Here is a 20085-nt window from a genome sequence, read left to right on the forward strand (position 1 = left end):
GGTTCTGTAGCTCAGTTGGTAGAGCATCTGACTGAAGATCAGAGTGTCGGCGGTTCGATTCCGTCCAGAACCACCATGGCGATTGTGGCGAAGTGGTTAACGCACCGGATTGTGGCTCCGGCATTCGTGGGTTCGATTCCCATCAGTCGCCCTTCTTGCGGGTGTAGTTTAGTGGTAAAACCTCAGACTTCCAATCTGATGTCGGGAGTTCGATTCTCCTCACCCGCTCCATTATTATTCCGCAGTAGCTCAGTGGTAGAGCTATCGGCTGTTAACCGATCGGTCGTAAGTTCGAATCTTACCTGCGGAGCTTTTATGGCCCCTTGGTCAAGCGGTTAAGACACCGCCCTTTCACGGCGGTAACACGGGTTCGAGTCCCGTAGGGGTCATTAAAAAGGTTGTTCATATGAACAACCTTATTTTTATATTTAATATTAATTTTGGGTAGGTGGCCGAGTGGCTGAAGGCGCACGCCTGGAACGCGTGTAAACGGCAACCCCGTTTCAAGGGTTCAAATCCCTTTCTACCCGCTAATTAGACGAGTACTGATTTTAGTACTCGTCTTTTTTAATTGTGAGGATGTCGTGTCGGTGGCGTGCGGTTTTTCATCTTCTTATTTACAATTTTTACTCTTTTCAGCTGGAATTTGTTAGATATATCCAGATAATTAACAAAAACTGTGTCGGCGAGTCAAAATTTGTTAATTATAAAAATATATTTAACAAAAACCCGTCAGATTTTTGAAAATCTGTTAATTATATCCGGATATCTAACAGAATCACGAAATTTTTGTTAAATATAATTTAGAGAAAGTTACTTATCACTCAATAAGATGAAAAACACTCTAACATTCCGATCGAACAAATACTTTTACCTTCTTATTTACAAAAACCATTCTAATCAATCCAAGCATCACTAAAAAGATTTAAAAAAACACCTCCTAACTCTCAGTTAGAAGGTGTATCATCGTTTTATGCTTCACAGTTGATACAAATTTTGCTTAAGTTAAATTGCTGTGCAGCGTTTGTACCGTGTTGATAGTATAGTGATTTGATACCATTCGCCCAAGCGAATAAGTGCAGTTCGTTTAATTCTTCTGCTGTAATGTGACTTGGGTTTACCATGATGTTTAATGATTGACCTTGGTCGATGAATTGTTGTCTTGTTGATGCTTGTTCAATGACGTTGTATTGGTTTAATTCACCAAACGTTTTAAATACTTCTTTTTCTCTTGCTGATAAAAAGTCTAAGTGCTGAACTGATCCGTCGTTGTCACGGATTGACTTTAGAATCTCTTCAGTGTTTTTACCTTTTTCTTCTAATAATTCTCTTAAGTACGGGTTAATCATTGTCTTTTTAACTTTTGCAGTGTCGACTACGAAGTAGTTTGACATGAATGGTTCAATCGATTTTGAAACTTGACCTAAAATGAATGAACTTGACGTTGTTGGTGCGACCGCAAGTAGCGTGGCGTTACGTCTACCGTATCCTTTAAGAACTGCTGGTTCACCGAATTTTTCTGCGAGTTCTTCACTTGCTTTATACGCACGCTTTCTCATGAGTGAGAAGATTTGTGAGTTAATTTTGTTTGCTTCAATACTTTCAAATGGAATCATGTTCGCTTGTAAATATGAATGCCATCCGAGTACTCCGAGTCCTAATGCACGGTTTTCAACCGCGAATTTATATGCGCGTTTCATATGTTTAAATGCTTCACGGAGTTCCGCGTCTTCAGAATCTCTCATTGATTCTAAGTCAGCAATAAATTCACTCATAACTGCGTCTAAGAAGTAGATCATCGTTTCTACTGCATCTGTATCTTTCCAATCGTCATAACGTTCAATATTCATTGAAGATAAATTACATACGAATGACCAATCCTCTTTATTTGGCAGCATAATTTCTGAACAAAGGTTTGAGTTGTTAATTGTTAACCCTTTGTCTTTATAAACATCTACTGTGTCGTTGTTTGCATTGTCATGGAAGAAAATATACGGGTACCCCATTTGAACACGTCTTGATAAAAGTTTCGCCCAAACGTCACGCTTTTCTTCATCTCCACGAATCATTTCTTCGAGCCATTTGTCTGTCACTGAAACTCCGTGAGTTAACGTTTGAATTGGGTTCCCTTCTGTACCAATATCTAAAAACTCATGGATATCCCCGTGTTCGATTGGTAAATACGGACTGAAGCGACCACGACGAACAGAACCTTGACTGATCGTGTCAGTGACTTGTTCGAATAGTTTCATAAAGTGAACGGATCCACTCGTATGTCCGTTATCAGTAATTTCAGATCCACGTGGACGAATTTTACCGAAGTATCCACTCGTTCCTCCACCGTATTTACTCATTAATGCAACTTCACTTGCTGTGTCCATAATTGACGGCACGTTGTCTTCAATATATGAACCGAAGCAGCTAATTGATAATGCACGTTTTTTACCAAAGTTCGACCACACTGGGCTTGAAAGTGAATAAAAACCTCTACCCATGTAGTCGTAAAATTTATCTGAAAATCCATCTATTCCTAAAATTTCTTCTGCTTTATTAGCAATATCTCTAATTCTTTGTTCAGGTGTTTCGCCTTCTGATAAATACCCGCGTTCTAAGAAGACGCGAGAATCTTCGTTAAGCCAATAAAATGGTTGTTTAGCCAATTGAAATCCTCCTAATTGTTTACTTCAAATCGTTTACGTTGAGCATTCTAAGTCTGATTGTTTGGTTTACCTCTTGTTTTGTATTACCTTCTAAATCAGATTTTGGTGAGAAAATCGTGTCTCCACTTACTGATTGACTAAACTTCGTGTAGTTTACACTACGTTTGTGAAGGAAGTCTGTGAGTTTTGTACCGATAACTTCATCGTCAAACCAAGATGTCTCAGCGACGAGTTTTTCATCGACGTCAAATAATTTTTCATATCCTACAGATACAAGTGAATTATTTAAACGTTGTTTAACGAATTCTTTAACGACGTTACTTGACATAAACTCAAGTTCACCTTCGCCTAAGATCCAGTCAATTACTTTTTCTTCTGACTCATATGCTTCACGGCACGCTTTGTACACCGCTTCTTCCATATCCTCATCGAACCAATCTGGTTGTTCCTCGCGAATTGTATTTACAATGTCGATACCGAACATACCGTGGATTTGCTCTTCTTTAGAAGTCGCTTCGATAACGTTTGATAATCCTTTAAACATATTTCTATGCTTGTTAAATGACATCATAATTAAGAACTGACTAAATAATGACACGTGCTCAGTAAATAGTGAGAATAAAATCATCGATAAGATGTACTCTCTATCATCTTCACTTCTCGCGTATTGAACCATACGTGTTAAATAATCGACACGTTGTTTTAACGCTGGAATGTCTTTGATTTTACTAAATTCATTATTCAGCCCTAAAATTTCGAGTAAATGACTGTACGCATCTGCGTGACGGACTTCTGATTCACTAAAGCTTGCACCAACCGCTCCGATTTCGTACTTCGGCATACGATGATAAAGATCTCCCCAGAACGTTTTTACTGCAACTTCAACTTGGGAAATCGCAAGCATCGAACGTGTCACTGCAGTCTTCTCATGAGGTAACGCCCCTTGCATATAGTCTTGAATATCTGATGTATAGTTAAACTCTGTATGAATCCAGTAAGAGTGTCGAATCGCATCGACATACTGATATAATTCAGGGTATTCAAACGGCTTCATTTCCGCTCTTCTCTCAAAAATATCGCGCTTTCTCTTTTGCTTTTGACGATCTCTATAAATGATGTACGCACGCGCTGTATCTTTATAATCACTTTTCAGTAAAACGTCCTCTACGACGTCTTGAATATATTCAACTGTAATAATATCTTCGCTTTTTTCTAGCACTTTAACAACTTGATCCGTTAAGTCATCAATCTTTTCAGCCATACCTGGTTCACCAGTTGCTTTATTCGCTTTAGACATTGCAACGGAAATCTTATTCTTATCGAAATTCACAATTTCGCCACTACGTTTTCTAATTTGTGTAATCAAAACTTCGACCTCATTTCTTTATCTTTCGATTATTCATTCTAACACTAACACGATAAAAATGGAATGACTTTTTGCTTAATTTATAAAAACGACACACAATATATAGTGTGAAAATCTATGAAAACAAATAAAATAGCACAATATATAGATATATTATATTTAACAAAAGAAAATCTTATCACGCAAATAAAAAGCCCTTACGCCTTTAAAAGATTAAAAACGTAAGAGCTATAAACAGCTAGTACACACCATAGTCTAGCTGCTGCATATGCATTAAATATTCGTGTCGTTTGAATTCGTCTAGCATTAAAGTTTCTCTCTGTGACAACAACGATCGATCATTAACTTCTGTTTCTCTATAAAATGCTTCACGTCTTAAGCTAATTTTATAATACAACTTCATCGCGTTAGAGTATTGTTTGTCGAATTGATAATAAGTCACATCAACGACGATATCTTCTCCGTTATAAAAATGAACGCGTGTACGACTTTCATCTTTTTCATACCGTTTAATATGTCTGATGTTAAACCAAAGATTATAAGAGTTACGGTCAGAAAACAAAGGAAAATAAATATAACTTCCAAAGAAATCAATCATAATTGGTGGCTTAGAAGTAATATTCGTCATATCCTTAGTAATTGCTTTCCTATGTAAATAATTCGAAGAGAACCGCAAACAATTCTCTGCCATTAACTTATTCGCTTCTTTTTTAATCACATACTCTTCTCCTGTAATTTCTCTAGCAATTGACGTGTTCGTATTGAAATAGTTATCCGAAGCAATATACATCGTATTTTTATTAATTGAATAATATGTAAGCACTACAATTACCTCCATGTGTTGTTAACTTATTATACAACATATGTTTATAAATGTTAAATAAAATAATCGTTATTATTTTCAGACAATTTCAAATATTATATTGACTTCCACATAACTACTCACTATAATAATAATTATCAATTGATTGGAGGCGTTACCAATGGAAAGTAAGTCAGTTAAACTACTCGCTCAACGTCGCGCGTTTTTACAAGCCGCCACAGATCTTTCGGCGGATCTTATTCTCGAAGAGTCTTTAAATCATTTTAAAGAAGCACATTATTTACAAAAAATCGAAGAGGCGTTATTAACTAAAAACGAAGAGATGTTTAATGAGTATACGGAGTTATTAAAAAATGTTAAAAATTAATATTAAAACAATGTTCAAATGAAAAAGCTGATCGAGATTTAATCATAAACTCAATCAGCTTTTTTAATTTAAAATAATATCGCAATAAATTCTAAATCCTCGTCTCCAACATTTTCAATCCCGTGAGACTGCCCTTTTTTAATAACGCAACATTCATTTTTATGAACGACATGTTCCTCTTTGTTCTCATCTATAAATAGACCTTTACCTTTTATTATGTGGTAAATTTCAGAGTCTTTGTCGTGTAAATGATAACCAATAGATGTACCTTTTGGTAACACGACGTTCGCTACCATGTAGATATTTTCTAGATCATCATTTTTAACATGTTTATAAATTTCAATTGTACCCTTACCACCGAAGTGGTTATCTATTTTAAAAGGTTCTTTTTCATTAAATACCATTTCATCACCTACTTAAAATTATTCTATCATCATACTTGGAAGGAATGTTGATAGTGCTGGGAAGAATATAATTAGTATGACCATTACTGCGATAATAATTAATATATGCGCGATATACGGTAGCGTTTTTTCTATACTCATTCCCTTATCTGTAATACTACACCCTGCAATTAGTGATAAACCGACCGGTGGTGTAATATTCGCGAGTGCGAAGTTCATAATAAGGACCATTCCAAAATGTATTGGATCGATGTTGTACTGAATTGCGAGCGGCATAAATATTGGACTTAGCAGTATAATTAGAGATGTTACTTCTGTTAACATACCTAAAATAAATAGTATTAAAGAAACGACTAATAAGAACATAATTGGTGAATCTACATAGCTAAAGAAAAAGTCCGAAATCGTAGCTGGAATCTTTTTAACCGTTAGTAAATATGTAAATGCACTTGCTGCAGAAATAATTACTAATATCGATGCCGACGTTACTGCTGAGTCTTTCATAATATGCTTAAAAGTTGAAAAACTCATTTCCTTATAGTAAATAGTAAGTAAGAAACTATATGCAACCGCAATGACGGCCGCTTCAGTTGCTGTCGCAACTCCTAAGAAGATACTTCCTAAAATGAAGACTGGCGCGAGTAACGGTAAAAATGCTTCCTTTGTCGTTTTTAAGAAATCTTCATTCGTTAACTTTTCTTCTCTAATTTCTCCATATCCTTTCATTCTCGCAATAACACTTACGTAAATACAAAGAAATAAAGTTAAAATAATTCCCGGTATAATTCCTGCTAAGAATAATTTACCAATTGAAATATTTGCTGTAATTCCTAAAATTACCATCGTAATACTCGGCGGTATAATTAGTCCTAATACTCCTGCTGGACCGATGATACTCGCTATAAACGAATTGCTATATTTTTCTTCTTTTAACCTTGGAACCAACACAGACCCTACAGCATAAGTCGTCGCGACTGTTGACCCTGACACTGTTCCGAATAATGCTGTTGTAATTACTGTTGTAATAGCAGTACCACCGGTTAATTTACCGACTAGCATTTTACTAAATGCCATTAATCTTTTAGTTAGTCCACCTTCAGCCATAATGTTACCGGCTAATATAAAAAGCGGTATTGCTAAATATGAAAAGTTATTTACACCAGCAAACATGCGCTGAATGAGAATCTCCAGTGGAACTCCGTCTAACAGTAATATTAGACTGACGACAATACCAATCACGAAAGCAATTGGCATCCCTAAAAATAACAGACCAAAAAATGCGAGTAATATTAATAGAATAGTCATACCTTCACCTCTTACTTGCTTTCATAAATATTTTTTGTTGATATGATTAAAAAATAAATTGAGAATAATGCACCGACAGGTAATGCTAAATAGAATATACTCATCGGTAACTGTAGAGATGACGATACGTAATTCATAGATGCAATTGAAAATTTAACTCCATAAAACGCAACAATTAAGAAAAACATTATAAGTAAACCGTTTACAATCAACTTTACAAATCTTTTCTTTTTATCATCTAACTTGTTTACAAAGTATTGTACGGACAAGTGCATATCTTCATGAAATGCTAAACTCGTACCTAAAAAAGTCAGCCATACGATTAACAATCTTGATAACTCATCTGTACCGATAAGTGTAAAGTTTAAAAATCTTGCGATAACTTGAAGTAATATAATGACGGTTAATATCGTAATGGTAGCGATACATAGCCAGTTGAGTGTCTTTACTATCATCTTTTGCATGTTACACCTTCCTATTCAAATCCTGATGCTTTACGGTAAACATCCATTAACTCTTTACCGAACACTTTTTCTTCCCACTTATCATATACTGGAAGTAGCTTCTCTCTAAATGATTCTGTATTTACATCGTCGTTAATTTGCATACCGTTCTCTTCTAATTCTTGTAAATACGATGATTCATTATCATCGTTTGCTGCATAAACATTTTCTGTTGATTTTTTCATTTCTTCTAAAATAATCTCTTGGTTTTCTTTAGAAATTTCATTCCACGTGTCTTCAGATATGACAACCATTACAGTATTATAAAAGTGCCCTGTAAGCGATAAGTAGTCCTGTACTTCATAAAACCTTGGTGCAGCTATGTTTGCGAGCGGATTTTCTTGAGCATCTAATGCACCTTGTTGAAGAGCACCATAGACCTCACTAAATGCCATTACTGTTGGCATTGCTCCCAACGCTTCAAAAGTGTCAACTCTTAAAGCGGTTTCAGCAACTCGTATATCTAAGTTCTTAACATCTTCAGGTTCTACAATTGGTTTAGAATTATTCGTGATATGTCTAAATCCCCATTCTAAGTATCCAATTTGGTGAAGATTATATTCAGACGCAATTCCAGATAAATAATCACCAAATTCACCTTCATATGCTTCTCGTGCAGTTTGTTGATCTTTCCACATATATGGTAAGTCTTCAATAGCAAGGCGCATATCCATCGTTTGCATTGAACCAATCATAATTGCGCCAGCATCCATTGCACCCATTTGGATTTGTTGAAGCATTTCTGTTTCAGATCCAAGCTTACTATTTCCATATATATCAAATGTCACTTTTCCATTTGTTCTCTCTTCAACCGCTTCTGCCATTCGCTCTAGTTCGTCTGACGCAGCGGTTCCTGGAGATAGTGCGTGCCCAAGCTGTAACTCTATATTGTCCTTTTCATCCGCATGATTTGAGCACCCTGCGAGCAAGACTAAAAAGATAACCATTACCATCTTTCTCATTATCCATCCCTCTTTTTGATAACGTTTTCATATATATGCATTTTAGTTTATAAGAATTAAAAACTTTAGTCAACAATTAGCTTTATTATTATTCATACAAAAAACCGAGCTAAGGTTTACCTTAACTCGGTTTTCTCCTCTATATCTCTTTCGAGTGTATTTCCTCTCTTGTCATGTCTAAAATCAAGTGATCGAGTTCTTCTCGTTTTAGGCTTTTTAGTTTATTAAACTGGAACATGAAGAATGCTGCGCCGAGGATTGTCCAGATTCCTAATGCGATATATGACGGTAGTGTGAGTGCTGCTGGTGATCCTGGAATTAGTAATAACAACAGGAATACTGCTGAGATGATTGCTCCGATGACTCCAAATACCGTATATAGTGTGTTTTTATGGCGTTTATCGCTAAAGAATTTTACTGTGACTAAACTCGTTGCTAAAAATGCAATCGATACACCAACGGATGACATATCGACGATCCAGCTGAGTGCTGTACGTCCAAGCCAAGGCGCTGCTAAACAGACGACCATGACGAATATGATTGCGTTTAACGGTGTATTTGTTTTTCTATGAAGTTTTGAAAAAGCTTCTGGTATAAATTTCGCACGACCTAATGCAAAGATGAGTCGTGATGATGATAAGTAAAATCCATTTAATCCTGTAAATACACCAAATGAAATCGACAGTGCTAAGAAGAATAGTCCGATTTTACCAAACGCTGAATTAATGACGTCTCCTGTTAACCATAGCTTAGACTCCTCAAGCATTTCAGTATACGGGAACGTCCACGATGTAATTAAAATCATAAGCACGTATGTAACAATACTTGCAACGATTCCAAATACAATCAGTTTAAACGTCTGATTCGCTTCAAAGTTAAATTCTTCTGCTGCTTGCGGGATGTTGTCAAAACCGACATACATCCACGGTGCAATTGCAACGATTACGATAATCGATTTGAATACACCCGCGTCTTCATTAAAGAGTGGAACTGCATTTTCAAAGCTAAATGTCGACGGTGTAAATGATAAAGTAAATAATCCCGCCACAACGATTGCCATAAATAAACAAAAGTAAAACTGCAGTTTCCCTGAAAGTCCTGATCCTTTAAAACTAATTATCGCAAATACGATTAAAATAAATGTCGATAAAATAACCTCAGTAATATATACATCCCAGCCTGCAATTGAATATAAATATCCAACTTCTAAAAAGTCCGGAAGTATAAATTTAAATAGTAAACTAAAAGCACTCGCATTTACTGCTACTACACATATATATCCGAAAATTAAAAACCATGATGATATGAAACTAAAGTACTTTCCGAATCCAACGTACGTAAATGCAAATTCTCCCCCAGACACTGGAAACTTCGCTGTTAACGCACCATAACCGACAGCAATCATTAACATGAGTAATCCACCGATAATAATCCCTAAAACGGCACCGAGCGTACCTGAAGATTTTAACCAGTCACCTGGTAATATGAACGCACCCCATCCGATCGATGAACCGTAAGCGATTGCCCATACAAAACGCCTCGACATCGTACTGTCGAATGACTCACGTTTTTCTTTACGTTTTTTCATGATATCCCCTCAAATAATTTAGTATATAAATTTTACTTACCCTAAATTTTTGAGAATAAACGGGATATTTCGATTTTCGATATATTTTATACGATTAGTTCTAAAAATTCCTCTCTTGTAATACGTCCTAAATAGTGCGGTATATCAACATCTTTCAGTGCTTCGTCGATCGATTTATAATCGTGTCTAACACCGATTAATTTTTCTTCAATATCTTTAATCTCTCCAATTCCAAAGAAATCTCCGAAAATTGCCGCACGTTCTATTATTCCCTTTTGGACTTCTAAACGGACATCTAATAGTCCTGCATCAAATTTATGACTCGCTTCAAAATTGTAGTGTGGGTTTTTACCAAAGTTCCAATCATCAGTTTGGTACTTTTCTTTAGATAACGTCATGATTTTATCCCAGTCTTCATCTGTTAACTCATACTCTTCAATTTCCTCTACACTACCAAATATCTTTTCTAAAATAAGTCGTTTAAATCGTTCGATATCTAATGGTTCATCTAAAAACTCATTCACGTTACCTACGCGACTTCTTACAGATTTAATACCTTTTGATTCGATCTTTTTAGGGTTTACTTTTAGTGAGTTTTGAACCGCTTCAAGGTCGCTATCTAGCATAATCGTTCCGTGACTAAACATACGTCCTTTAATAGACACCATCGCATTGCCTGAAATCTTTTTACCATTCACTTCAATGTCGTTTCTACCGACAAGTTCTGCTGGAACACCTAAGTCATTTAATACGTCGACAATTGGTTGCGTAAACTTTTTAAAGTTGTGGAAACTATTTCCATCATCTTCAGTTACAAAACTAAAGTTTAAATTGTTTTTGTCGTGATACACTGCACCACCGCCACTCACTCTACGTACGACTTTAATGCCATTTTCACGTGTATATTTTTCATTAATTTCTTCAACAGTATTTTGATTTTTACCGATGATGATCGATGGTCCGTTTACATAAAATAAAAAGTACGAATCATCTGTAGGAATCTCTCTTAAGACGTATTCCTCCATTGCTAAGTTAATCATTGGGTCATCTATATTATTGTTTGATATAAATTTCATTGTTTTCCTCCATTAAAAAAGACTTACTGCCATTATAGCAAGTAAGTCTAATTGATTCATTTAATCGACAATCTCATACGCTGTATTTTTAGCTGCTTTTACACAGTCTGGTAATCCAACTGCATAATGCGATGCGCCGATTAAGTAAAGGCCTTTATAATTTTCCTTTAAATACGCGTGAATTTTATCGATCATTTCTTTATGACCGACTAAGTAGTTCGGTGCAGCGTCAGGCATACGTGTAATAATATGGAACTCGGGCTCTCCCGTGATGTTCATCATCTTATCTAAATCACGTCTGACAGCTTCTACAATTTCTTCGTCTGTGCCGTTTTTAATGAGGTCATTTAATGTTTCATTGTTCGGCTTGCCAATATAAGCTCGAAGTAATGCTTTACCTTCTGGTGCGGAATGTGCCCACTTTTTGTTCGTCCACGTACATGCAGTCATCGCCATGTCATCTTCTTGACGATTAATTACAAACCCAGTACCGTCAAGTGCGTTATCGACTTGTGATTCGTCAAAGCATAATACGATATTGGCCACTGTTGTCGCCTTCATATGTTTAAAATACTCTAACATCGGCTCGTCAATTAAATCTTTATATGCAAAATGCATCGTCGCAACGACGACATCACTATATTCTTTTTTACTGTTACTAACAGTAACTTCATAGTGATCATCGTGTTTTTCAATTTTTTCAACTGGTGTATTTAAATAAATATGACCACCTTGAGATTCAATGACCTCTTTTAAACGGTCGATAAAAGACTCCAGTCCATTTTTAAATTGATAAAACATCCCTTGTTTTTTATCTACTGGTGCTTTAACTCCAGTATTTTGACTGCGCTTTTTACGTTCGTACATTCCTTTTATAAGGCTACCGTAACGTTCTTCTTCTTCTTTAAAGAATGGATACGTCGCCATTAAACTCATCTCGTCTAAAGCTGTACTATAAACACCGCCGAGAAGCGGCTCGATCATATTTGTCGCGACTTCTTCACCGAGACGCTTTTTAAAGAATTCACCGGCTGATATATCCCCATGCATTTCAACGACTGGAATTTGATTATCGAGTAACGCACGTGCTTTTCCTCTGACAGATAAGAGTTCTGTATCTTGAATTGCTTCTTTAGTCGTCGGCACACCTAATATCGTGTTTTGTGGAACTGGACTAAGTGAACCGTTCGCATATATGAATGATCGCCCTGTTAAATTTCGAACGAGGTCATCTTTCATACCAATTTCTACTGCGAGATCTGTCAGATCAGGTTTACGACTAATATAAGATTCTGCACCTTGCTCGATGACAAATCCATTTTTACGGTACGTTTTAATTTTACCGCCGATTCTCTCACTCGCTTCGTATAAATCGACAGCAATACCATTTTTAGTTAAATAGTATGCAGTAGATAATCCTGTAACCCCGCCTCCGACAATACATACTTTTTTCACGTGACTCACCTCTTTATAGCTTTTCGATTTCGTTTGCCATTGCGTCGATGAATCGTTGGTCCGTGTTCGGCATTGGTGGACGGTGGTACACTGCGTTGTTGCGGTCCGTAACTACTTTACATTCGTAGTCGTTATCGTATAACACTTCTAAATGTTCACATACAAAACCTAATGGTAAGTAAACGAAGTGTTTAAATTGATGTTCATCGTATAAGTCTTGCGTTAAATCTTGAACGTCAGGACCTAACCAAGGATCTGGTGTGTTTCCTTCAGACTGCCATCCTGTGAAATAATGACCGTAATTCGCACGCTCACGAATGAGTTCCATCGTCTCTTCTAATTGTTTTGGATATGGATCGTTATTTTCGACGATCATTTTTTCCGGTAAGCTATGTGCACTTACAATAATTGCTGTTTTATCGTGCTCATCTTCTGGAATAGTTTTCATCGTTTCTTCGACTTGTTCTACCCAGTAATCAATGAATGGCTCTTGACGATAAAAATCATCGACTGATTTTACTGAAATACCGTACTTTTCTGCTTCTTCTTTTGCACGTTTGTTATATGTTTCTACAGAGAATGCTGAATAATGCGGTGCAAGTACGACAGTTTCGATTTCTTTAATGCCCGCTTTATTAATGTCTTCAACCGCTTCTTCGATAAACGGTGTGATGTGTTTTAATCCGATAAATAACTCATACTCATCATCACTACGCTTATTCATTTCTTCAACTAATGCAAGCGCTTGACGTTTCGTTGTATCTTTTAATGGAGATACACCACCGATTGCTTTATAACGCATTTTTAAATCTTCTAATGCTTCTTTTGAAGGTGGACGTCCGTGACGTATATGTGTGTAATACGGTTCGATATCTGATTCTTGATACGGCGTTCCGTACGCCATTACGAGTAATGCTTTTTTTGCCATGTTAAATTACAATCCTTTCGAATAATTGTGAACGAATTCTGTTAATCGTTTTAACGTATCTGGGTTTACTTCAGGGAATACCCCGTGCCCTAAGTTGAAAATATGACCTTTGTTTTGACCTTGCTCTAAAATTTGAGATGCATACTTTTCAATAACGTCCCATTCTGCAAGTAGAATTGCTGGGTCTAAGTTTCCTTGTAATGACTTATTAATTCCCATTTCTCTTGCTTCTTTAATCGACGTTCTCCAGTCGAGACCAATTACGTCACTACCTAACGTATCCCACTCTTTTAATAAGTGGCTTGCACCAATTCCAAAAATTGTGACTGGTACACCTAATTTTTTCGTTTCACTAATTAAACGACGCATAGAGTTTCCTAAATAGTACTCATAATCTTCTTTGTTTAATGCACCTGCCCATGAGTCAAAGATTTGAATCATTTTAGCACCAGCATCAACTTGAGCTTTTAAGTAAACGATACTCATATCTGTTAATTTTTCCATTAATGCAAACCATGTTTTTTCATCGTTATACATTAACGATTTTGTCTTGTGATATCTTCTTGTCGGTCCGCCTTCAATCATGTAGCTTGCGACAGTGAACGGCGCTCCACAGAATCCAATTAACGGAACGTTTAATTTTTCATTGACTAAAATATCGATTGCTTTTACTGTGTAATCTAAATCTTTTGTTGGATCAAGTTCACCAAGTGCTTCGACGTCTTCAATTCGTCGAATCGGATTATCGATTACAGGACCTACACCTTTAACGATATCCACGTCGATACCAATCGGTGCAAGTGGTGTAATAATGTCTTTGTAAAGAATCGCAGCATCTACATTGTAGTTTTCAACAGGCGTTGCTGTTAAATAAGCTGTAATTTCTGGATCCTTCGTAATTTCGATTAAACCACCGTACTGTTCTTTAATCTTATTGTACTCTGGTTGTGAACGTCCAACTTGACGCATAAACCAAACAGGTGTGTAATCTGTTTTCTCTCCTCGAGCTGCTCTTAAAATCGTATCATTAAACAATGATTTTCCCCCTAATTACTTTTGTATCGACAATATTGTAACATGATATATGAAGTTTTCGTGAAATGTGAATGAATTGTCATATTTAAAAATTTCCTAAATGTTTAACAACTTTTCGATTATGGCTATATATAATGTAAGATGAATAACAACTTAGAAAGAATGAGAGGTAATCAATATGTATTTCCACAAAACAAACGGAACAGTAGACTATTTAGAAAGTTTAAAAGAAAAATATCCGAACACTCACTTACAAGCAAATCCAAACACTGCAGTATTATATTATGAAGATAATGAAGAAAAATCTGCATTTGAAACAGAACAATCATACGAAATTGTAGATTCTAAAGGTGATTTAAGCGAAGATCATCCAACATATACAGTTCATATCCCTGCGTATGGTATTGGTAAATCGACGATCATTTCACACTTAAGTGATTTTAGATCTGAGTTAGACAACGTAAAAGGTGTTAAATCTTATCGTATCGCACGTAAGCTCGATCAAGATAGCTATTTAGTTATTGTAACATTTACAAGTATCGATGCATACCATGACTTTAAACAGACAGACACATTTAAGAATTACTTAACACAAGACGTGCTTAAAAAATTCCAAAACGAAGAAAGTATGTTCCAAGACTTTGCAACGTCACAACTCTACTTTACTGTTAAAGAAGTAGAACAAGACGAAGAAGACGAATTTTAAACATAAAAACGCGCGCTGAGATTAATCACTCAGTGCGCGTTCTTTTTTATATACATTTTTAGATAACACTTGATTTAATACGTAACCAAATATTGGGAAGATTAGGCCGATATAAAACTCTTTATTGTGCATAATGACAAAGATGATCACAAATATAATCGATATGACGAATATTACTTTATGTGAGTAGCGGATATATGACGTTTGTATATTACTTCTTTGTACTGGCCATATTTTCGGCCATAGTAAATACGCTTGTGACTGGTAAATTTGTGTGAGTTGTAAAATGATAATGTACAGCACAAACAGTGAGAATATAACAGTCACATATATATTGGACATCCAGACGATGAAAATTGTAAAGAGTAGCATTAGTCTTAAAATAATCATCGGCAGATCAAAGTCTCTTAAAAAGCTACGATGAAACATATAATCATACATATAATTTTGATCGAAATGCTTCACGTTTTGCTTTTTCATAAATACGTCTAAATATTTACGACGTTTGAATTTTTTATCTGCATTTTTTACGTTCGCAAACATCGAAATAATCGTATTAAAACGATTGATTTCATGTGCTTCGTAATCAACTAATCTCGTCCAATTCACTTTTAAGATTCGTTTCTTTCGAATAATAAGTAAAACGATACTTAATACGAGCGGGATTAGTGCGACAAAATATATGTTAACTAACGTTAAATATAATAATATCGCGTTTAAAATAATTAAAACATACATAACAAGTTGAGTGTTCAGTAACGTGTGAATCGTTTCAACTTTAATTTTAAACGTTAAATATACTGTCACGATAACTGCGACTGAAAATATCGCGAATTCAATGAGCGTATGGTTAATTAAAACGAGCATAAACGTTAAAATCACCATCACGACTGGGAATATATAACTGAGCGCTAATGAGTATCGCTCAGCTCCTTTAAAATATCCATTTAATTCATCTTCTACAGGCACTAAAAAGATAAGGTCCGCTTCTTTCAACAAACTGCGATACGTCGGTGTAATCGATAGTGCTACGAGTACAGCGACTAACATATCGACATATATATTGTTATGCAACACGTCACGTAACTCAAATAACGAATAGAAAAATGCACCGAGTGCAATCGTTAAAAAGATTAAAAAGTGACTGTTAAAAATAAACTTCATATAATACATACGTTTAGATATGTCTTTATCCATTCGTGTTTTAAATAAATCAGTCCACATTGCTGTCACCTGTTAAATGTAAATAAATATCATCTAACGTACCGTTAATACCCGTCTCTTCTCTTAGAGACTCAATCGTACCGTCTGCGATTTTTTTCCCGTGATGAATAATAATATATCTGTCACAATATCTTTCAGCTGTTGCTAAAATGTGCGTACTCATTAAAATAGATTTACCTTTATTTCGCATAGATATCATCAACTCAATTAAACCTTCGATACCTAACGGGTCGAGTCCTAGAAACGGTTCATCTATTATAAATAACTCAGGTTCAACGACAAACGCACAAATTAGCATGACCTTTTGTTTCATCCCTTTAGAGAAATGTGCTGGAAACTTATCGAGTTCATTTTCTAAACGAAACAGTTTGAGTAGTGGCTTTGCTCTTGTCATCGCCATGTCTTCAGTTAAACCGTATGCCATTGCTGTCATATGAATGTGCTCTCTTAGCGTCAATTCTTCGTATAAAATTGGTGTCTCAGGGATATACGTTAAATGTTTACGCATATTTTCGTCTCGGATATTTTTATCTAATACTTTTATCTCTCCACTATGTGGGGATAAAAGTCCTAATATATGTTTAATTGTCGTACTTTTACCGGCACCATTTAAACCGATTAAGCCGACAATCTCCCCTTCTTTTAAAGAAAAAGATATATCGTGAATAATTGGTGTTTTACCGTAACCACCAGTAACGTTTTGTAATTCTAAAATGTTCATATTGAAACTCGCTTTCAATTTGTTATTCGTGTATATAAGTATATAATAATCTTAAGTAAACTATATCATATCTTATTATGGAGGGAACACTAATGAGTGAGAACAAAACAGTATTTGAAATGATTATCGACCGAGATATCGATGCGAATATTATTTATGAAGACGATAATTTTATCGCATTTTTAGATGCGTTTCCCGTCGTGAAAGGTCATACGCTCGTCGTACCTAAAAAGCGTATCGAAAATATTTTTGATTTAGACGATGAAACAGCAAACGATTATATGAAAGTCATTCGTAACGTATCAAAAGCTGTACGTGATACATTTAACCCTGAAGGTTTAAATGTCATACAAAACAACGGTGAATTTGCTGGACAATCTGTATTCCACATTCACTTCCACATTTTACCGAGATATAAAGACGAACATGACGGTTTTGGTTACAAATGGGAAGACATTGAGTTTACAAAAGAAGAACGTGAACAGTTCGCTGAAGCAATTAAATCTAAACTCGATGCATAATAAACATTCGTTTCGGGTAAGAAATATGTATGATACGTAAGGAAGTGACATAAATGGGTATTAGAAATTTTGCAGTTGGTTTTGTCGTTGGTGTTGTAGGTGGCGTTTCTTTATCAGTACTAAATGCGCCTCAATCAGGACGTGAACTCACAGCTTCTTTAAAATCTAATTCTGGAACAGTGAGTGCGTCAGCAAGCCAAGTTAAAGAAGAAATTAATAACATTAAACAATCTGTACTTCGTGCAAAGCATGAAGCGTCTAACATTAAAGAATTAACTAACGAAGTGAAAGACTTAGTCGATAACTTTAAATCAGATATTGAACCAAATATCGATCATTTAAAAGACGACGTCGCAACACTTCAAAACACAGCGGAAGACATTCAGCACGCTTTCGATAAACCAAATAACAAATAATATGGGCGGTGATGTATTAAATGCATCACCGCTTATGTTATGTTATATTAGTGAAAGCTAAAATTTAAAGGAGTTTTAAAAGATGAAAAAACTACTCACAACGACGACGTTATCTGCAGCACTCATTTTATCTGCATGTGCAAATGATGACAATAACGCATCAAAAAGCGATAACAAAGAAACAAAATTTGGTGAAACACTCGTAAAGAGTGACGCCGGAAACGTGACAGTGGACGACGTTTTAAATTCATTTGGTATGGAAGAAGTCGCATCACAAACGTTTGAACTCGCATTAAACAAAATAATCGAAGATAAATATAAAGATGAAGTTGATATCGATAAAATTAAAGCAGATGTCGACAAAGAAATTGAAGGTTATGGTGGCGAAGATCAGTTCGCTCAACTACTCTCTCAAAGCCAACCAGGTTTAACGGTTGAAGGTTATAAGCAAAATAAAATCGCAAACATTCTACACAATAAATTCTTTAGTGAAAAGCTAGAAATTTCTGATGAAGATGCGATTAACGGTGCATATGACGCACAACATATTTTAATTAAAGTCGATGAAGAAGCTGAAGACGGTAAAACGGACGAAGAAGCTAAAAAAGAAGCTGAAGACCTTCTTAAAAAAGTTAACGACGGAGAAGACTTCAGTAAGCTTGCAAAAGAACATTCTGACGACACTGGTAGTGCGGAGAACGACGGTAAATTAGGTATCGTTACAAAAGGTCAAATGGTTCCTGAGTTTGAGGAAGCACTATTCAAATTAAAACCAGGCGAAGTATCTGACGTTGTAAAAACACAGTTCGGTTACCATATCATTAAGCGTCTCGACAAAAAAGCAGAAGATATGTCAGAATCTGAAATTGCAGATGCAAAATCTAAATTGATTAACGAAAAAATCCAAGAAAATCCAAATAAAATTATGGACTTCTACAAAGAATTACTCGATGAGTACAACGTAAAATTTGAAAACAAAGATATTAAAGAACAAGTCGATAAAATGATGTCACCAATTGACATTAAAGAAAAATAATAAAACAGGCTCTATTTTAAAAATAGAGCCTGTTTTTTGAATACAATTTTTACTCATCAACACTTCGGTATAACATTCTACCTTCTAACGGGAATACGCGCTGCGTAAATGTACCCGGTTCTACAGATTGAATGTGTTTGTCCATCATTAAAATTCTCGCATCGATATTGTCAATCATATGCAGAATCTCAGCTTCTTTAATCATCGGTGTTTTTGGAGAACCGTACTCTAATTTACCGTGATGTGCGAGTATTAAATGTTTTAGTAACAATATATCTTCGCCTTCGATGTTCAGTTCATCTGCAATTTTTGTAATCTCTTCTGTCGCAATAACGATATGTCCAATTAAATTTCCTTCAACTGTATATGTCGTATTTACCGCACCAGATAATTCTTTGACTTTACCGATATCATGTAAAATGATTCCAGCATATAACAGATTTCTATCGAGCGTTTCGTAGATGTCACATAACGACTCCCCAACTCTTAACATCGTATAAACGTGATATGCTAAGCCAGATACGAAGTCGTGATGGTTTGTCATCGCTGCTGGAAACGTTGAGAATTCTTTACGATATTTCGTGAGTAATCCACGTGTAATGCGCTGAAGATTCGCGCTCGTAATTTTTAATGCGTAATCCATAATTTTGTCGAACAGATCATCACCGTCGATCGGTGCTTCTTTTAAAAAGTTATGGATTGAAACGTTATCGTTTTCGTTTGCCGTACGAATTTCTAAAATTTTCATTTGATTATTCCCACGGTAGTTAATAACTTCTCCTCTAACTTTTACCATATCTGCTTCTTTTAACTCTTTAATTTGTTCAGGTGTAACCGTCCATAATTTTGAATCGAGCTCACCTGTTTTGTCTGCTAGAATCAGTGTCATATATGACTTACCCTGTTGCGTGACACCATCTTGTGCGCGTTTTACTAAGTAAAACGATTCAACACTATCTCCAGGTTGTAAAGCAGAAATTTTACTCATC

General features: G+C 35.6%; 20 protein-coding genes and 6 tRNA genes. 11 read left to right on the top strand and 15 right to left on the bottom strand.

The genetic code is table 11. The annotated features are described in order from the left end of the window. From HMPREF3177_RS00160 to HMPREF3177_RS00185, 6 genes are all read left to right on the top strand, one after another. A tRNA-Phe gene (locus HMPREF3177_RS00160) sits at positions 1–76 on the top strand. A gap of 2 nt (positions 77–78) precedes the next feature. Continuing rightward, positions 79–151 (top strand) — tRNA-His (locus HMPREF3177_RS00165). A 6-nt stretch (positions 152–157) separates the two neighbouring features. Further along, positions 158–231 (top strand) — tRNA-Gly (locus HMPREF3177_RS00170). Positions 232–238: 7 nt separating this feature from the next. Beyond that, positions 239–310, top strand: a tRNA-Asn gene (locus HMPREF3177_RS00175). 7 nt (positions 311–317) lie between these two features. After that, positions 318–389: transfer RNA gene (locus tag HMPREF3177_RS00180), tRNA-Glu, on the top strand. A 53-nt stretch (positions 390–442) separates the two neighbouring features. Continuing rightward, positions 443–530: transfer RNA gene (locus HMPREF3177_RS00185), tRNA-Ser, on the top strand. A gap of 441 nt (positions 531–971) precedes the next feature. Here HMPREF3177_RS00185 and HMPREF3177_RS00190 read toward each other — a convergent pair. From HMPREF3177_RS00190 to HMPREF3177_RS00200, 3 genes are all read right to left on the bottom strand, one after another. Next, on the bottom strand, positions 972–2660 hold the full coding sequence (locus HMPREF3177_RS00190; RefSeq protein WP_070456168.1) for a ribonucleoside-diphosphate reductase subunit alpha: 1689 nt from the start codon (positions 2658–2660) through the stop codon (positions 972–974). A gap of 19 nt (positions 2661–2679) precedes the next feature. Next, positions 2680–4026 (bottom strand): ribonucleotide-diphosphate reductase subunit beta, encoded by a 1347-nt coding sequence (locus HMPREF3177_RS00195; RefSeq protein ID WP_070456170.1) that lies wholly within the window; start codon positions 4024–4026, stop codon positions 2680–2682. Between the two features lie 238 nt (positions 4027–4264). Continuing rightward, a complete protein-coding gene (locus tag HMPREF3177_RS00200) occupies positions 4265–4849 on the bottom strand; it encodes a competence protein ComK (protein ID WP_070456174.1) in 585 nt (194 codons plus the stop codon). 160 nt (positions 4850–5009) lie between these two features. Between HMPREF3177_RS00200 and HMPREF3177_RS00205 the strand changes: the two genes are divergently transcribed. Beyond that, entirely contained in the window at positions 5010–5216 is a 207-nt protein-coding gene (locus HMPREF3177_RS00205) for an IDEAL domain-containing protein (RefSeq protein WP_068130587.1), read from the top strand. A 68-nt stretch (positions 5217–5284) separates the two neighbouring features. On the opposite strand, the gene HMPREF3177_RS00210 is transcribed toward HMPREF3177_RS00205, so the two are convergent. From HMPREF3177_RS00210 to hemE, 9 genes are all read right to left on the bottom strand, one after another. Continuing rightward, complete coding sequence (locus HMPREF3177_RS00210; protein WP_070456176.1) at positions 5285–5620, bottom strand: cupin domain-containing protein; 336 nt, start codon at positions 5618–5620, stop codon at positions 5285–5287. A gap of 18 nt (positions 5621–5638) precedes the next feature. Continuing rightward, positions 5639–6925 (bottom strand): TRAP transporter large permease, encoded by a 1287-nt coding sequence (locus tag HMPREF3177_RS00215; RefSeq protein ID WP_070456179.1) that lies wholly within the window; start codon positions 6923–6925, stop codon positions 5639–5641. An 11-nt stretch (positions 6926–6936) separates the two neighbouring features. Beyond that, positions 6937–7389: a TRAP transporter small permease gene (locus HMPREF3177_RS00220; protein ID WP_070456181.1), complete on the bottom strand. Its 453-nt coding sequence runs from the start codon at positions 7387–7389 to the stop codon at positions 6937–6939. Between the two features lie 11 nt (positions 7390–7400). Further along, positions 7401–8390 (bottom strand): DctP family TRAP transporter solute-binding subunit, encoded by a 990-nt coding sequence (locus tag HMPREF3177_RS00225; protein ID WP_068130597.1) that lies wholly within the window; start codon positions 8388–8390, stop codon positions 7401–7403. A gap of 139 nt (positions 8391–8529) precedes the next feature. Next, positions 8530–9978 carry an APC family permease gene (locus HMPREF3177_RS00230; protein ID WP_070456183.1) on the bottom strand — a complete coding sequence of 483 codons (1449 nt, stop codon included), beginning with the start codon at positions 9976–9978 and terminating at the stop codon, positions 8530–8532. 86 nt (positions 9979–10064) lie between these two features. Next, positions 10065–11054 carry a lipoate--protein ligase gene (locus tag HMPREF3177_RS00235; protein WP_068130603.1) on the bottom strand — a complete coding sequence of 330 codons (990 nt, stop codon included), beginning with the start codon at positions 11052–11054 and terminating at the stop codon, positions 10065–10067. A gap of 60 nt (positions 11055–11114) precedes the next feature. Further along, positions 11115–12509: a protoporphyrinogen oxidase gene (hemG, locus tag HMPREF3177_RS00240; protein ID WP_070456185.1), complete on the bottom strand. Its 1395-nt coding sequence runs from the start codon at positions 12507–12509 to the stop codon at positions 11115–11117. 13 nt (positions 12510–12522) lie between these two features. Further along, complete coding sequence (hemH, locus tag HMPREF3177_RS00245; protein ID WP_070456187.1) at positions 12523–13437, bottom strand: ferrochelatase; 915 nt, start codon at positions 13435–13437, stop codon at positions 12523–12525. 6 nt (positions 13438–13443) lie between these two features. Beyond that, entirely contained in the window at positions 13444–14472 is a 1029-nt protein-coding gene (hemE, locus tag HMPREF3177_RS00250) for a uroporphyrinogen decarboxylase (RefSeq protein ID WP_070456189.1), read from the bottom strand. A 178-nt stretch (positions 14473–14650) separates the two neighbouring features. Between hemE and HMPREF3177_RS00255 the strand changes: the two genes are divergently transcribed. After that, positions 14651–15178, top strand: coding sequence for an antibiotic biosynthesis monooxygenase (locus HMPREF3177_RS00255; protein ID WP_070456192.1), 528 nt, complete (start codon positions 14651–14653; stop codon positions 15176–15178). Between the two features lie 21 nt (positions 15179–15199). Here HMPREF3177_RS00255 and HMPREF3177_RS00260 read toward each other — a convergent pair whose 3' ends face one another. Together HMPREF3177_RS00260 and HMPREF3177_RS00265 are read right to left on the bottom strand one after the other, a co-directional pair. Beyond that, entirely contained in the window at positions 15200–16402 is a 1203-nt protein-coding gene (locus HMPREF3177_RS00260) for an ABC transporter permease (RefSeq protein WP_070456194.1), read from the bottom strand. Continuing rightward, positions 16392–17123: an ABC transporter ATP-binding protein gene (locus HMPREF3177_RS00265; RefSeq protein WP_068130621.1), complete on the bottom strand. Its 732-nt coding sequence runs from the start codon at positions 17121–17123 to the stop codon at positions 16392–16394. Before HMPREF3177_RS00265 ends, HMPREF3177_RS00260 begins: the two co-directional genes overlap by 11 nt. Positions 17124–17215: 92 nt before the next feature. On the opposite strand from HMPREF3177_RS00265, the gene HMPREF3177_RS00270 reads away from it, so the two are divergent. The 3 genes from HMPREF3177_RS00270 to HMPREF3177_RS00280 all read left to right on the top strand — a co-directional run bounded on the left by HMPREF3177_RS00270 (position 17216) and on the right by HMPREF3177_RS00280 (position 19096). Further along, on the top strand, positions 17216–17644 hold the full coding sequence (locus HMPREF3177_RS00270) for an HIT family protein (RefSeq protein WP_070456196.1): 429 nt from the start codon (positions 17216–17218) through the stop codon (positions 17642–17644). 53 nt (positions 17645–17697) lie between these two features. Beyond that, entirely contained in the window at positions 17698–18060 is a 363-nt protein-coding gene (locus HMPREF3177_RS00275; protein WP_070456198.1) for a YtxH domain-containing protein, read from the top strand. An 82-nt stretch (positions 18061–18142) separates the two neighbouring features. Beyond that, positions 18143–19096: a foldase protein PrsA gene (locus HMPREF3177_RS00280; RefSeq protein WP_070456200.1), complete on the top strand. Its 954-nt coding sequence runs from the start codon at positions 18143–18145 to the stop codon at positions 19094–19096. Positions 19097–19145: 49 nt separating this feature from the next. Here HMPREF3177_RS00280 and yhaM read toward each other — a convergent pair whose 3' ends face one another. Beyond that, positions 19146–20084 carry a 3'-5' exoribonuclease YhaM gene (gene yhaM, locus HMPREF3177_RS00285; RefSeq protein ID WP_070456203.1) on the bottom strand — a complete coding sequence of 313 codons (939 nt, stop codon included), beginning with the start codon at positions 20082–20084 and terminating at the stop codon, positions 19146–19148. Position 20085 lies beyond the last annotated feature (1 nt).

The organism is Nosocomiicoccus sp. HMSC09A07, from assembly GCF_001808485.1.
Lineage (GTDB): Bacteria > Bacillota > Bacilli > Staphylococcales > Salinicoccaceae > Nosocomiicoccus > Nosocomiicoccus ampullae_A.